At 41.1% G+C, this 14,517-nt stretch carries 11 protein-coding genes; 3 read left to right on the forward strand and 8 right to left on the reverse strand.

All coding sequences use genetic code 11. The annotated features are described in order from the left end of the window. Window positions 1–58: 58 nt before the first annotated feature. Window positions 59–373 (reverse strand): TRADD-N-associated membrane domain-containing protein, encoded by a 315-nt coding sequence (locus VB620_RS09895; protein ID WP_323195977.1) that lies wholly within the window; start codon window positions 371–373, stop codon window positions 59–61. A 215-nt stretch (window positions 374–588) separates the two neighbouring features. Here VB620_RS09895 and VB620_RS09900 point away from each other — a divergent pair, with 215 nt between their 5' ends. From VB620_RS09900 to VB620_RS09910, 3 genes are read left to right on the forward strand one after another with little or no spacing between them, the layout of a single operon-like run. Then, window positions 589–1,998 (forward strand): P-loop domain-containing protein, encoded by a 1,410-nt coding sequence (locus VB620_RS09900; RefSeq protein WP_323195978.1) that lies wholly within the window; start codon window positions 589–591, stop codon window positions 1,996–1,998. After that, complete coding sequence (locus VB620_RS09905; RefSeq protein WP_323195979.1) at window positions 1,995–4,316, forward strand: hypothetical protein; 2,322 nt, start codon at window positions 1,995–1,997, stop codon at window positions 4,314–4,316. The genes VB620_RS09900 and VB620_RS09905 overlap by 4 nt, the downstream gene beginning before the upstream one ends. Window positions 4,317–4,319: 3 nt before the next feature. Next, window positions 4,320–5,426 (forward strand): ATP-binding protein, encoded by a 1,107-nt coding sequence (locus VB620_RS09910; protein ID WP_323195980.1) that lies wholly within the window; start codon window positions 4,320–4,322, stop codon window positions 5,424–5,426. Between the two features lie 294 nt (window positions 5,427–5,720). On the opposite strand, the gene VB620_RS09915 is transcribed toward VB620_RS09910, so the two are convergent. From VB620_RS09915 to der, 7 genes are all read right to left on the reverse strand, one after another. Continuing rightward, a complete protein-coding gene (locus VB620_RS09915) occupies window positions 5,721–8,393 on the reverse strand; it encodes a DEAD/DEAH box helicase (protein WP_323195981.1) in 2,673 nt (890 codons plus the stop codon). Between the two features lie 441 nt (window positions 8,394–8,834). Beyond that, the gene (proC, locus tag VB620_RS09920; RefSeq protein WP_323195982.1) at window positions 8,835–9,647 is read right to left on the reverse strand and encodes a pyrroline-5-carboxylate reductase; all 813 of its coding nucleotides are present in this window, start codon (window positions 9,645–9,647) and stop codon (window positions 8,835–8,837) included. Between the two features lie 123 nt (window positions 9,648–9,770). Then, window positions 9,771–10,373: a cell division protein SepF gene (locus VB620_RS09925; protein WP_323195983.1), complete on the reverse strand. Its 603-nt coding sequence runs from the start codon at window positions 10,371–10,373 to the stop codon at window positions 9,771–9,773. Between the two features lie 364 nt (window positions 10,374–10,737). Next, window positions 10,738–11,406, reverse strand: a complete 669-nt coding sequence (locus VB620_RS09930) for a YggS family pyridoxal phosphate-dependent enzyme (protein ID WP_323195984.1) — start codon at window positions 11,404–11,406, stop codon at window positions 10,738–10,740. Continuing rightward, window positions 11,403–11,681 (reverse strand): transcriptional coactivator PipX, encoded by a 279-nt coding sequence (pipX, locus tag VB620_RS09935; RefSeq protein WP_323195985.1) that lies wholly within the window; start codon window positions 11,679–11,681, stop codon window positions 11,403–11,405. Before pipX ends, VB620_RS09930 begins: the two co-directional genes overlap by 4 nt. Before the next feature lie 295 nt (window positions 11,682–11,976). Further along, window positions 11,977–12,903 (reverse strand): energy-coupling factor transporter transmembrane component T family protein, encoded by a 927-nt coding sequence (locus tag VB620_RS09940; RefSeq protein ID WP_323195986.1) that lies wholly within the window; start codon window positions 12,901–12,903, stop codon window positions 11,977–11,979. 104 nt (window positions 12,904–13,007) lie between these two features. Then, on the reverse strand, window positions 13,008–14,372 hold the full coding sequence (gene der, locus VB620_RS09945; RefSeq protein WP_323195987.1) for a ribosome biogenesis GTPase Der: 1,365 nt from the start codon (window positions 14,370–14,372) through the stop codon (window positions 13,008–13,010). Between the last annotated feature and the right edge of the window lie 145 nt (window positions 14,373–14,517).

Below are 14,517 nucleotides of genomic sequence, written 5' to 3' on the forward strand. Positions count from 1 at the left end.
CGTTACGATTCTCTAACGCACCGATTAAAATGTTCACAAAAAAGAAGCGGGGATCTTTTTAGACATCCTCTAAAGATTTCAAAATCTCCTCTAATTCTTCCCTGGTTTCTTTTGCAAACTGCACACTACCAATACTAACGATAATTCCCCCTCCTGCGGTCAGACTCGCTTCCGGAATTTTATCTAAATATAATAAACCCACACCCAATAAAGTTATAATTGCTGATGCGGTGGTTACAGCTAAAGCTAGGTTAAAGGTAAGTTGGGTTTGACGGATAAATTCAGCGATGATTTTTTGTTTCATTTCTTCCATGACTTCCTGTTCATTATTTTTTGAATTTTGTTTACTTTGGGGGAAAAATGGAATTTTCATAATTTTTAGTTCTTTGGATTTGATTTTTTTTCCTGACTTGCTTACATAGTAGGTAATTCACAATGTTTTGGAAAGGGATATTAGGTAATGATTATTAATAAATTTTCCCTAATGTTTAGGGATTTTAGGGAAATATCAATACCCCAAATTCCCTAGACAACAATAATCCATACTTGCTATAGTTTAAATAATCAATCTACTACTAATATATATTTATGAATAAACTGGGTAAAGTACAAGCTAGTGAGTCGGGAAAAGCTAAAATCAAATCTCTATATGATAAGAAAAAAGCTGGTTTTACTATTGAATCCCTAGCAAAAAAATCTCAAGCAAGTGAGGATCAAATCAAATATTTAGTAGGACAAAATCGCCCTAATATTACAGCAGTTGATACATTCGTAATTGAAAATGTGGTCAATGCTATAAATGCAGGACTTGAAAAAAATGGTATGGATGAAAGACTCAAACCTTCAGATATTGTTGATGATTGGTTTCCACCACTAATACCAGATGAATTTAAAACCGTAATTGCAGATAAAACACAAATATTTTGTGGACGCAAATTTGTATTTAATGCAATTCAAGAATTTATCGAAAATAATAAAAGTGGTTATTTTACAATTATTGGTGATGCAGGAATGGGTAAAAGTGCTATAGCTGCTAAATATATAGTAGATAATCCCGGAACAAGTTGCTTTTTTAATATTCGTGCAGAAGGTAAAAACCGTCCCGATATATTTGTTAAATTAATTCGTCAACAATTAGTAAATCAGTTTGAGTTGCAAAAGGTAGAAAATGATGATTTATCTACTTTATTAACTAAAGCCAATGCAAAATTATCTAAATTTGAAAATTTCGTCATTGTTATTGATGCTTTAGACGAAGTTGATCAAGAAGATCATGGTAATTTATTAAATTTACCAATGTATTTACCGGATAAGGTTTATATTATTCTCACTAGAAGACCTTATAATTCAGATGATAAAAGATTAAACCTTTCCCCAAATACTCAGTATGCAGAATTGGATTTAAGAAAATATGAAGAAAAAAGTAATGATGATGTCAAAACCTATATTTTAAAATTTATGGGTTTAGATAAATATAAAGCAGGGCTGGAAAATTGGATTAATCAACAAAATCATTTGAGTATAAATAAATTTTTGGAAACTATTGCTGCTAAAAGTGAAAATAATTTCATGTATTTACGCTATGTATTAGAAGCAATAGCAGACGGATTTTATAACGACGAAAAACTAGAACAATTACCCGCAGGTTTGCAAGGATACTATGAGAGTCATTGGCGCATTATGGGAATGGCAACTAAACCCTTACCCAAGGATAAAATCAAAATCATTTATGTAATGTGTGCTTTAAAAAGTGCCGTATCCCGTGAAATGATTGTGAAATATTCCCAAGAAGATAATCTCAAAGTGCAGGAAGTTCTCAAAGATTGGACACAGTTTTTACAGGAACAAAACACCTATCAACCGCCTCGTTATCGCTTTTATCATGAGAGTTTTCGGGATTTTTTAGAACGTCGGGAGATAGTGGAAGCTGCGGGGGTAAGCTTACCAGAAATTAGCGCCGAAATTGCTAAGAATATGGGTGAGGGATTAATACTATGAGTAACTTTCGCTCTTGGTTTGATCAACAGTCAGAGGAAGCAAAAGAACAGTTTTTAGGTGAATATACCCGGTTATTATTAGATAGTAAAAAATATACAAAACTGTTTCAATTACTAGCTAACTACTACTTTATTGAAGCAAAAATAAATCATCCCTTATTTGGATTACCAGCACTAATTGAAGATTATGATTTATTAGATACTTCCGAAATAAAGAATAATTCAAAATATGCGAAAATAATTAAAGCATTAAATTTCATTCAAAGGGCTTTATTTAGGTCAATACATATAATATTTCAAGATCCAAAACAACTCAAGGGACAGCTATCAGCACGACTAACATATTTTGATTTACCAGAAATTAAAAATTTATTAGCACAAATCGCCACAGATAAAAATATAGGTGTATATAGTTTAATAGGTAGCCTCACACCTCCTGGTGGTGGGGGATTAATTCGCACTCTAAAAGGACATAGTAAATTGGTAACGGCGATCGCAGTTACACCCGATGGAAAAACCGTGATTTCTGGTTCACATGACGAGACTATCAAAATTTGGGATTTGGGAACAGGAACACAAAAGTTCACCCTTCAAGGTCATAGTGACTGGGTAAATGCGATCACAGTTACACCCAATGGAAAAACCGTGATTTCTGGTTCACGTGACAAGACTATCAAAATCTGGGATTTGGGAACAGGTCAAGAAAAGTTCACCCTTCAAGGTCATAGTGACTGGGTAACAGCGATCGCAGTTACACCCGATGGAAAAACCGTGATTTCTGGTTCACGTAACAAGACTATCAAAATCTGGGATTTGGGAACAGGAACACAAAAGTTCACCCTTCAAGGTCATAGTAACTCGGTAACGGCGATCGCAGTTACACCCGATGGAAAAACCGTGATTTCTGGTTCTGATGACAAGACTATCAAAATCTGGGATTTGGGAACAGGAACACAAAAGTTCACCCTTGAAGGTCATAGTGACTCGGTAAAGGTGATCGCAGTTACACCCGATGGAAAAACCGTGATTTCTGGTTCTGATGACAAGACTATCAAAATCTGGGATTTGGGAACAGGAATAGAAAAGTTCACCATTCGAGGTCATAGTGACTCGGTAAAAGTGGTCGCACTGACACCCGATGGAAAAACCCTGATTTCTGGTTCAGGTGACAAGACTATCAAAATCTGGGATATAACTCAGCAAAAAAAAGGATTCTTTGGTTTTATTTATGAACGTATAAGATCAAGATCAAGATTAAAGTTCACCCTTGACGGTCATAGTGATTCGGTAAATGTGATCGCAGTCACACCCGATGGAAAAACCGTGATTTCTGATTCAGATGACAAGACTATCAAAATCTGGGATTTGGGAACAGGAACACAAAAGTTCAACCTTACTGGTCATAGTGACTCGGTAGGTGCGATCGCACTGACACCCGATGGAAAAACCCTGATGTCTAGTTCAAGAAAGACTATCAAAATCTGGGATTTGGGAACAGGAACACAAAAGTTCACTCTTGAAGGTGATAGTCGCGGCCGGAAAAATGGGGACTGGGTAAATGCGATCGCAGTTACACCCGATGGCAAAACCGTGATTTCTGGTTCTGATGACAAGACTATCAAAATCTGGGATTTGGGAACAGGAACAGAAAAGTTCACCATTCGAGGTCATAGTGACTCAGTATATGAACTCGCAGTTACACCCGATGGAAAAACCCTGATTTCTGGTTCAGGTGACAAGACTATCAAAATCTGGGATATAACTCAGAAAAAAAAAGGATTCTTTGGTTTTATTTATGAATGTATAAGATCAATATTAAATCAAGATCGAGTTCAAATTAAAAATGCTAGTAACTGGGTAGATGTGATCGCACGCATAGCCGTTTGTATTTGTGTTTTGTCCGTTTGTATTTATGCTTTTATTTATGAACATATAAGATCAAGATCAAGATTAAAGTTCACCCTTGAAGGTCATAGTAACTCGGTAAATGCGATCGCAGTCACACCCGATGGAAAAACCGTGATTTCTGGTTCTCATGACCAGACTATCAAAATCTGGGATTTGGTAACAGGAACAGAAAAGTTCACCCTTCATAGTAGCTGGGTAAATGCGATCGCACTCACACCCGATGGAAAAACCGTGATTTCTGGTTCAGATGACAACACCATCAAAATGTGGGATTTAGAAACAGGGAAAGAAATAGCAACGTTCACAGGAGAAAGTCCTATAAAATGCTGTGCAGTTGCTCCTGATGGGGTGACAATTGTTGCGGGGGAAGAATCAGGAAGGTTACATTTTCTGCGTTTGCAAGGAAGGTGACAGATGAATAGTTTATCTTTCTCTGCTTCAGCAAAGAATGAAAATTTTGTCGGTCGTGATTTTGTCTTCTCTGCAATTAATAATTTTCTCCACCGTTACCCCAAGGGTTATTTAACAATTGTCGGTGTTCCTGGTAGTGGTAAAAGTGCGATTCTTGCCCAATTGCTACGGCAAAATCCTGATATTATTTATTATAATGCCCAAGTTCCTGGTAAAAATCGGCTTGAGGAATTTTTAACAGATATTTGTACACAGTTAAGTTTATGGTTAGATAATTTTTATAGCACCACTCCGCAAGGGAGGAGGGAGATAGAAGTTGTCAATGCAAATGAGGGAAGTTGGTTATTTTCTAATTTATTGCAACAAGTCAGCGAGAAGTTATCACCAGAGAACAAATTAATTATTATTATTGATAGTTTGGATCGGGTTGATATTAATAGTCAAGCTGTGGGAACGAATTTATTTTATCTACCGCGATATTTACCCAATCAAGTTTATTTTATTTTCGCTCGTCGTCCTTATCAACGGTCTCATTCTGGGTTGTTAATTGAAGCTCCATCACAGGTTTTAGATTTAGCAGATTATCCGGAGGAAAATCGGGAGGATGTCCGGGAATTTTTGCGGAGGAACCTAACCCCCCTAACCCCCCTTCCCTACGAGGGAATGGGGGAACAAGACCTTCCTAACTCCCCTTTCCTCCCAGGAGAGGGGTTGGGGGAGAGGTCAAACCTCATTGGGGAAAATGAAGAAAATTTTAGGTATGTGCAGCAGGTTTTAACTGCTTTTAATTATGGGTTTTATGATGATCATGATGTTAATGCAGTTCCCCCAGGTTTGGAGGTTTACTATCAAGAACTTTGGGGAAAAATGCAGGGTGATGGTTTATCTGATGTTGCTGTAAATGTGTTGGGGGTTTTGACTAGTGGGGAAATGCAACCGCTTTCAATGTTGGATATTAGTAAGGTTATTAATGAGGATGTTTTTGATGTGATGGAGGTTTTGGAAGGTTGGTTGGAGTTTTTGCAAGTAATATCTACGGGGAAGGAAGTTAAATATCAGTTATATCATTATGGTTTTAGGGAATGGTTGAGGGGTTGTTTAAGTTGCTGATTAAGAGTTTTTTTTTCACGCAAAGGCGCAAAGACGCAAAGGTAGGATAGTTAATTATTTACAGCAGGTTGTAGGTAAATTAAGTATATATATTAATGTTCAAACTCTTGTGGGGTGGGCATCTTGCCCGCCATTGTGTACCTCACATAACTGAAATGTGCTGTAAATCCCAGTTTGAATTTAAATTTTTTGATTAATTTTAATAAATCCTAGTAAAGTAGAGACTTTGTTTGGCTACCAAGTCTCTACCAAAATATATGTTTGTAGTTTCTTTTAAGCAAGAGATAAAAGTGCTTAATCGGCTACCTCATTGACGGGGAACCTATCAATTAATTGAATCGCCCGATAAGCGTTGCGCTGGAAATCTTTGGATAAATTGGGAACGTGGGGGATCTGAGATAATAAATCTAAGGTGCGCCGTAAAATTCTCACCACGTCGCCTTCATCCAAAGTGGTCTTTTCACAGAGTTCTGTCCAGGGTGTTCCTAGCGCCCATTGTTCTACTATGGCAATTAATTCCAGTTCTAACCATATAGGCAAAGCGACATTATACCGCCGTTGCACTTGAAAGACTTTGCGGCGAATGTTCCGCAGTTTTGCCAGGGCTTCTACTACTTCGTTACTGAGATCAAAGTGTACTCTACTATCTGGACGAGGGGTTTCTACAACTAAAGCTGCTGCTGCTGCGGCTAAATGGTGGGGATCTAAATGTTCTAATTCACCACTGGCGAAGACTAAACCCAGCCATAATTCATTTTCTCCGCGAATGGCGGCGGCGATTTGCCCTAATTCGGTGGGGACTAGGTTATCTAAAGCGTCAAAGTGTTGCAAGATGGAAATTAAATTGACAAATTCTTCCCAATGCCGTTGGGAGTGTTCGTCAACTTGTGATTGTAATTGTTCTAGTTCGGCTTCTAATTCTATATAACGCGCCCGGCGTTTGAATATTTTGCCCACATTCCCTGATTGATGGATGGGATTAACTTCTAATTGCTCTTGGACGGCGGTAACGCGGCTGAGTTGTTCTACCACTTCTGGAGGCATATATAATGAGCCTTCGACTTCGGGTATGCGTTGGGCGATCGCAAATGTTTCTTCACTCCCACGCAGTGATTTCCCCGGTTTAATGGCTAATTCTGCTGGTGGTATGATATGCTCTGGCACATCTACTCTGGGTAATTCTGCATACAAATCCACCACATCCCCAGTTGTCACCACATACCAGCGATTATCTTGCCCTAAACATACCAAGTAAGGAGCTTGGGCAGCACCTGGTGTTTTTCCTACCAATACTGCTGTTATGGGTGTAGAAACGGCGATGTTTTCACCTTTGAGACTTAACAGAGTTCCAGACACTGCAAAGCTCAACATCATCACAAATTCTTCTTGGCGATTTTCCACTGCTTGTTCTTGCAGAGTGGTCAATAACTGACGTTCTACTCTCAGCCGTTGCCGCAATTTTTCATAAACTGATATTTCATGTTCACTAACTGTAGCGATTTGTGTTTCCAGTTGGGTTAATTGGGCTTGCAGTTCTGCCATCTCTTCATACTCTGGTCTTAAATGCAGAGTTGCCATATACTGCCCAAAACTGCGTTCTATGAGTTCCTTCGCTTGCTCCAGAGTGTGGATTTGCAGCAAGTTCAGTACCATCCCATAGCTTGGTGTAAACTGACTCACCAAGGGGTCTGGTTGAGATGTAGCTAAGTACGCTGCTTCTTTGGAACCTTCAAAGGGGGTTTGGACTGTGACCACATGACCTTGTAAATCCATACCTCGCCGACCAGCACGCCCAGCCATTTGCAGAAATTCCGAAGGGTTTAACAGGCGATGTCCAGAGTCAGTCCGTTTAGAAAGGGTGGAAATTACTGTGGTCCGGGCTGGCATATTGATTCCCGCCGCTAGGGTTTCGGTGGCGAAAACCACTTTAATTAGCCCTTGCTGAAAGAGTTCTTCTACTAGTCCTTTCCACGCAGGTAAAATCCCGGCATGGTGAGCAGCAATACCTCTATATAGGGGGGCAATTTGCCCAGAACGCCCAGCTTCAGGATTCCGGCTGAGAAAATCATCTATTTGCCGCCGTAATATTTGCGATTCATCGTTATTTACTAACCATAAATCACCGACTTCGGCCACGGCTTTATCACATCCCCGGCGACTGAAGATAAAGTAAATGGCTGGGAGCATATCCCGTTGCTGTAGGTGGCTGAGGGTATAAGCGATGGTGGGGGCTTCTGGTCTGCCACCTTTACCCCTGTCTCCTTGCTTTCTTCTGCCTCTGTTTGCTAGTCGGGGGTTAATTTTGGTGTTGTTATCGTTGAGGAGGGGAAATAGCCCTTTGGGATTGCAATAGTAAAATTCTAAGGGGACTGGACGGAAATTGGAATAAATTAGGTCGGTGGGACCGTGGACGCGATTTAGCCAGTCGGTGAGTTGATCGCTGTTGGCAACGGTGGCGGAAAGGGCTACTAGCTGAATTTTACGAGGACAGTAGATAATTGATTCTTCCCATACTGTACCTCGTTGGCGATCGTTCATGTAGTGGCACTCATCTAGCACTACGGCTTCCACATCTACTAAGGAAATACCAACTTGCCCGATGGGTGTGCCATAGAGCATATTGCGGAAGATTTCTGTTGTCATCACCAGAATTGGTGCATCCCGGTTAATGGAAATATCTCCGGTTAACAGTCCCACTTGGTCGTAACCAAATTCTTCGCGGAAATCACGTAATTTCTGATTTGACAAGGCTTTGAGGGGAGTGGTGTAAAATACCCGTTTCCCCCGCGATAATGCTCTATAGATGGCATATTCCCCAACTAAGGTTTTGCCGGAACCTGTGGGCGCACAGACGACTACGGAACGTCCAGAATTTAGGGACGCGATCGCATCTTGTTGGAACTGATCAAGTTCAAAGGGAAATATTAACCCTAAGTCAAGTTTGGGAGATGGTGCGGGATAATTCACTCAATCAAATTTGCAACCGGACTTTTTATTATATTAACGGCTATGTTTTGACATACCTCCTCGTCCTAAAGAAGCGAGGATTCCTTGACACTTCGCTGGAACACGCCACAAGTGGTCTTATCGTCCCTCCATGTCCGTTTAAAGTCTCCCAATGCCCTATGGCGACTATGCCCAAATTTTAACATAAAGCCGTCCTAGAAGGCGATGCACTGAGCAGTTCGACCCTTCGACAGGCTCAGGGCATCGCAGGCTCACTGTAACACGTGTCGAAGTGACGGGGCTTGTATCCCATTATTTTCGGTCAACTTCGTTAGTCATTGGGGATTAGTCAATCAATTTTAGATTTTAGATTTTAGATTTTGGATTGCAGTATAATCTAAAATCACTTTCTCCAAAATCCAAAATTCTTTACTCCCCACACCTCCCACACTCCCCTGCTTGTTATTTCCCTAATTCTTGCGATCGCAGTGCTGCCGCTTTTACTGCTTCAATAACCGCAGAGCGAAATCCTGCCTTTTCTAGTTGGGCTACACCAGCAATTGTTGTACCACCGGGACTGGTAACACTATCTTTGAGTTCTGCGGGGTGAACTTTGTTTTCTTGTAACAGTGTTGCTGTTCCTAAGACAGTTTGTAGGGCTAGTTGATTGGCGACGCTTCTGGGTAAACCGGCGGCTACTCCCCCATCGGCGAGTGATTCTACCATCAAAGCTACATAAGCAGGGCCACTACCAGATAGTCCTGTGACTGCATCCATCAGCATTTCGGAAACTTCTACCACTTGTCCCACTGCTGCAAAAACTTGATGTGCTATTTTTTGATGCTTGGGGCTAGTGTATGCACCTAAACAAATAGCCGTAACTCCTGCCCCCACTGTGGCGGGGGTGTTGGGCATGGCTCTAACTACTGGTAACTGGGGAAATGCTGATTCTAGTTGGCTTAAGGATACTCCAGCTAAAATAGAGATGACGAGGGGTGAGATTTGGATCGTCAGGATATCTGCTAATTCTTGGGCGATCGCACTGAATATCTGGGGTTTTACTGCTAAAAATACTACTTCGCTGGCTTCTGTAAAGACTAAACCATTATCTGAAGTTACAGTTATATTATATTTCTGCCGCAAATAACTTTGGCGTGTCGGTAAGGGTTCGCTAACTATCACCTCTGATGGTTGATAGATTTCCCGCGCAATTAAGCGGGATAAGAGCGCTTCTCCCATTACCCCGCCACCAATTAAGCCAAATTTAATAGTCATTCAATTATATAGTCAATAAGAGCAGGTTTAAACCATTAATTGATGGTAAGATACCATATTTTGTTAAACCCGCCCGTACAATTATCAAAAATCCTGGTTGCTGAACTTTTGACTAATTTATGGTTACTGTACCATGCGGTTAACGTCGTTACCCCAGGATTGATTGGAACTGGTTGCGGGACGTGCAGGACGAGCGGGGGTTTGTGGTACTTCATGAATAACTCCGCCTTGGGTGCTAACTTGCACACAACTGGGCGTAAACAAAAAGATGCTTTCTCCGATGCGTTCTTGATGTCCATCAAGGGCGTAAGTTCCACCTGCGACGAAATCAACTGCTCTTTGTGCTTGATCTGGGTCCATGATGGTCAGGTTTAACACAACTGACTTACGCTCTCTCAGGGCTTGAATCGCCTGGGGCATTTCTTCAAATGTACGCGGTTCAAGTACCAATACTTCTGAAATCCCGTTGATCGCTCCTGGCATATTAATTACATTTCCCATCGTAGACTTTGATCCTGTGGCTACATCATCACCCATTGTAGTTATGGGTTCTCGCCAGCGTCGATTTTGAGCAGGGATTTCTGCTGGTGCTGGTTGAGGATTTTGTTCTTGGTACAGGTTTTGGTAGTTACCAGCATCTGTATCTGCTTCTTCGTCGTAGTATTCGTATTCCACTGGTTCATTGAGACCTACAAAGTCTCGTAGTTTACCGAATATGTTGTTCATTGTTATGCTCCTGATAAGATTTACCCTGATTGTTTTGGCTGCGAGTTAATGTAGCCGGACTGAATAGCTACAAAGTCTAGACAGCTTAGTAATTTTATCGCTATTTGTAGCTTCTACTACAACTAGGGTTGATGAATTTATATTTTGGGGAACGCCTGTAGATTAACTCAGACTCAATTAATGAGTCAAGATTATAGACTAATGATTGTGAGAAATAAAGATGACTTTACCCCATTTTTTTGTGGTTCGTCACCTGGGGTAAATTTAAATCAATGTCTGATATAGCATCAGTGAACACCGAAAATACTCAGTATTCTATCCCTACTGCTATTAGTGGCAGAACCAAAAATTAATGATTTTTACCCTAAGTGCGGTTACCAAATAAAATAGTTCCTAATCTTACCATCGTTGCGCCAGCTTCCACTGCCAGTTGGTAGTCTCCTGACATACCCATTGACAGTGAGTCCATTTTTAAGTGAGACCAGTTTTGCTGCTGGATTTTTTGGGCTAATTCTTGTGTACTTTTAAATACTTTGAGTATTTCAGTGTCGGTCAAACCTAAAGGCGGAATTGTCATCAAACCTTGAATTTGTAAAGTTTTACACTGGTTGAGGTCGGGTAAGTCCACTAATAGTTCTGGGACAGTCCAACCAGACTTGTTGGGGTCAGGGAGAAGTTTCACTTGTAGACAAACTTGAGGAGTAACTCCTAGCTGTTGCGCCAATTTATTTAAGCGCTGCGCTAGTTTTAAATTATCTACTGAGTGAATCCAATCAAATAATTCAATGGCTTTTTTAGCTTTATTGCTTTGCAACCCGCCAATAAAGTGCCAGGTAATATCCGGTAAGTCTTGTAACTCGGCTTGTTTACTGGCAGCTTCTTGGATACGGTTTTCGCCAAAATCACGGATTCCGGCGGCATAAGCGGTGCGGATGTCCGCCGCCGGAAATGTTTTGCTGACAGCAATTAACCGTACTGAAGGTGGTAGGGAAGCACAGATGTTAGTAATGCGTTCGCTAATGGAACTTGTCATTGGAATGTGCGTTGAAAAACACTTTGAAGTTGATCATACTCCTGGGATTGACCACTGCGGCGGAGAGTACGTAAGCGATTTTCTAACAACATTCTGGCTTCAGTACGTCCTATGGACTGAAATTTGATGCCTTTAATGTCATTGACCACTAAAAAAAACAACCGTTGGGCATAAAGTGTAGTGAATAAATCCTGGTTTTCATCGACCATACAGATCCGATAAAGCAAACCCCAGGTTGGATGATTTATGTAAGTTTCTAAGTTCTCTGAATTCATTTAATAGTCAAGGTAGGAGTATATATCTTTTCGCAGTCCAGTACAAATGTTCAGAAGATAATACACCCCTTTTGCCAGAATATTGAGTTAGCTGATGCGAAAGTTAGTGATTCTGGCTATTTAATAGCGGTCATGAAAAGCTGGATCTTTTTCTGAATCGGCAGATGGGGTTGGCACTAGTAACGTAGAACTGCACAAAAGATCAGCAAGGCCATTATGTCTTTTGGTTCTGGCTTCTTTCCATATTGCCATAATTATTGCATTGTGGAACAAAATAGCCAAGATGTTGAGGAGACTAGATTGGCAAATTTCCTAGAACTAGTCTAGCACCCCAAAATACGGTGAGGATAGCGATCGCCAGCCAATCTTTAGCTTGGAGGCGTAATTCATGCCATTTTACTTCATGTTCATTGGGGCTAGTGAACCCACGCACCATCATTGCATTAGCCATTTGTTCGGCGCGTAATAGTAGATTCTTCAATAGCCTCTCTGCTATGATCAGCCAAAGTTTCACAGATCCTTTTAACCCCAGTTTTTTCCAATTAATCGCCCTGGTCATCACAGAACGACTTAAGTTCTGCACTTCTTCCAGAACTAAGGGAATAAATCGCAAGGATAAAGTTAAAGTCAGAGTAATTTCAGTAACTGGTACTTGGAAACGTCGCAGGGGTCGCATTAAGCTGGCTATAGCAGTGGTGATTTCTTCGGGTGCGGTTGTCAGCAGATACAGGTTGCTGCTGTAAATCACGGTAAATAAAATTGTACTAACTCTAGTTGCTAAATCAAGGGAGCGGCGGGTAACTGTGACCGGCCCTTTGTGAAATAAGATATAGCTGTAGTCTTGGGTTGCGCCTGTTGCTGCTGGAACAATATCTGTATTGCTATTAGCTGCTGGAATTAATACTTGTAGGTTAGTTGGTAGGCGGGGCTGATACTGGACACCCAAACCATCGGGACTAATACTAATCAACAGGAACACAAACAACGTCAGTGTTAACAGCCAGCCCATTTGTTCTTTCCAGACTCGCTGGGGTATCCTGGCCATGAGAGTAAATAGGATCAACAGTACTACCAGTAGTATCCGCCACTGGTTATTAGCGAAGCTGTAGCTAGTGAGAAAGCTCATTAACCAAGCAATTTTGACACGCGGATCGAGTTTATGTAGCCAAGTTTGCGGTTGTTCTAAATATAGTCCTAGTGGTAGCGATCGCAATAAATCCATATCTTTTTCAATGCTGAATCAGTTTTGATATTTAATTCAATATAAACAAAAGGTGCATCAGCCCACGGACTAACACACCTAATCAGCTTGTATAAACAGCGTAATTATTTCACGCGAGTGGCTCTATTTACACTCCCCAATTCCATATCCCGGACTTTCTTACTGCGCCAAAGTAAACGGATAGGTGTACCTTTAAATCCTAATTGTTTGCGGAATTGCCGTTCAATGTAGCGGCGGTAGTTATCATTGAAGCGTTTGGCTTCGTTGACGAATAAAGCAATGGTTGGTGGTTGGACACCTACTTGAGTACCATAATAAATTTTACCCTGACGACCACCACGGGTAGCAGGTGGTGAATGCCAACTCACAGCATCGGTGAGAACTTCGTTAATGACAGATGTACTCACACGGCGTTTATGTGACTCAGCAGCTTCATTTACCAACTCTAAAATCTTGCTTACCCGTTGTCCCGTGGAAGCACTGACAAAAATTACCTCTGCCCATTCTGTAAAATGTAACCGGGCTTCTAGACTTTTTTCATAGTCGTAAATGGTGTAGGAATCCTTTTCGATCGCATCCCATTTATTCACCACAATAATACAAGCGCGACCTTCATCGATAATCCGCCCCGCTAATTTTTGGTCTTGGTCTGTGACTCCATCTAAAGCATCAATTACCAATAACACCACATCGGCGCGGCGAATAGCTTTGAAAGCCCGGTTAATGCTAAAAAATTCCGTACCGTATTCTATTTGTTTTTTTCTGCGAATACCGGCGGTATCAATTAAGCGATAAACTTGCTCATTCCGTTCTACGACGGTATCAATAGCATCCCGTGTTGTCCCAGAAATGGGGCTAACAATTGACCTTTCTTCCCCAACAAAAGCATTTAATAAACTGGATTTACCCACATTGGGGCGACCGATAATGGCCACTTTAATCTCGTTATCTTCTTCTATTTCGGTGACGATGGGGATGTGACTAATTAAATCATCTAGTAATTCCCCTGTACCACTACCATGAATGGCGGAGATGGGGAAAGGTTCGCCCAATCCTAATTCCCAAAATTCAGAAGCTTGAATTGCGCCTTGATCTGGGGATTCACATTTGTTCACCGCCAGTAAGACTGGTACTGGTTGTTGGCGTAACCACGTAGCAATTTCTTGATCAGAGCCAGTCAAGCCCATTTGACCATCCACAACAAAAATCGCCGCACTAGCTTGGGAGAGGGCTGTGAGTGCCTGTTGGCGAATTAGTGGCAGAAATTCCGTATCATCGTTAAATACTAAGCCACCTGTATCTACAATGAGAAAATCACGATCGCGCCAGTAAGATGGCATATACGTGCGATCGCGCGTTACACCCGGTTCGTCATGGACAATCGCCGTTTGCTCCCCGGCGAGACGATTAACCAGGGTAGATTTGCCCACATTCGGGCGACCGATAATAGCAACAATTGGCAGTCCCATAAAACCAGGGTGAGAGAGAGGAATATTATATCACTTATTAATATCTTAACTACTTTAATTCTTTATTTAATTTTTCTATCACAATCAACTGACACAGCCAAATTGAAACGAATACCATAATCTAAAATCTGGCTGTCATATTACA

The organism is Nodularia harveyana UHCC-0300, assembly GCF_034931085.1.
GTDB classification, from domain to species: Bacteria; Cyanobacteriota; Cyanobacteriia; order Cyanobacteriales; family Nostocaceae; genus Nodularia; species Nodularia harveyana.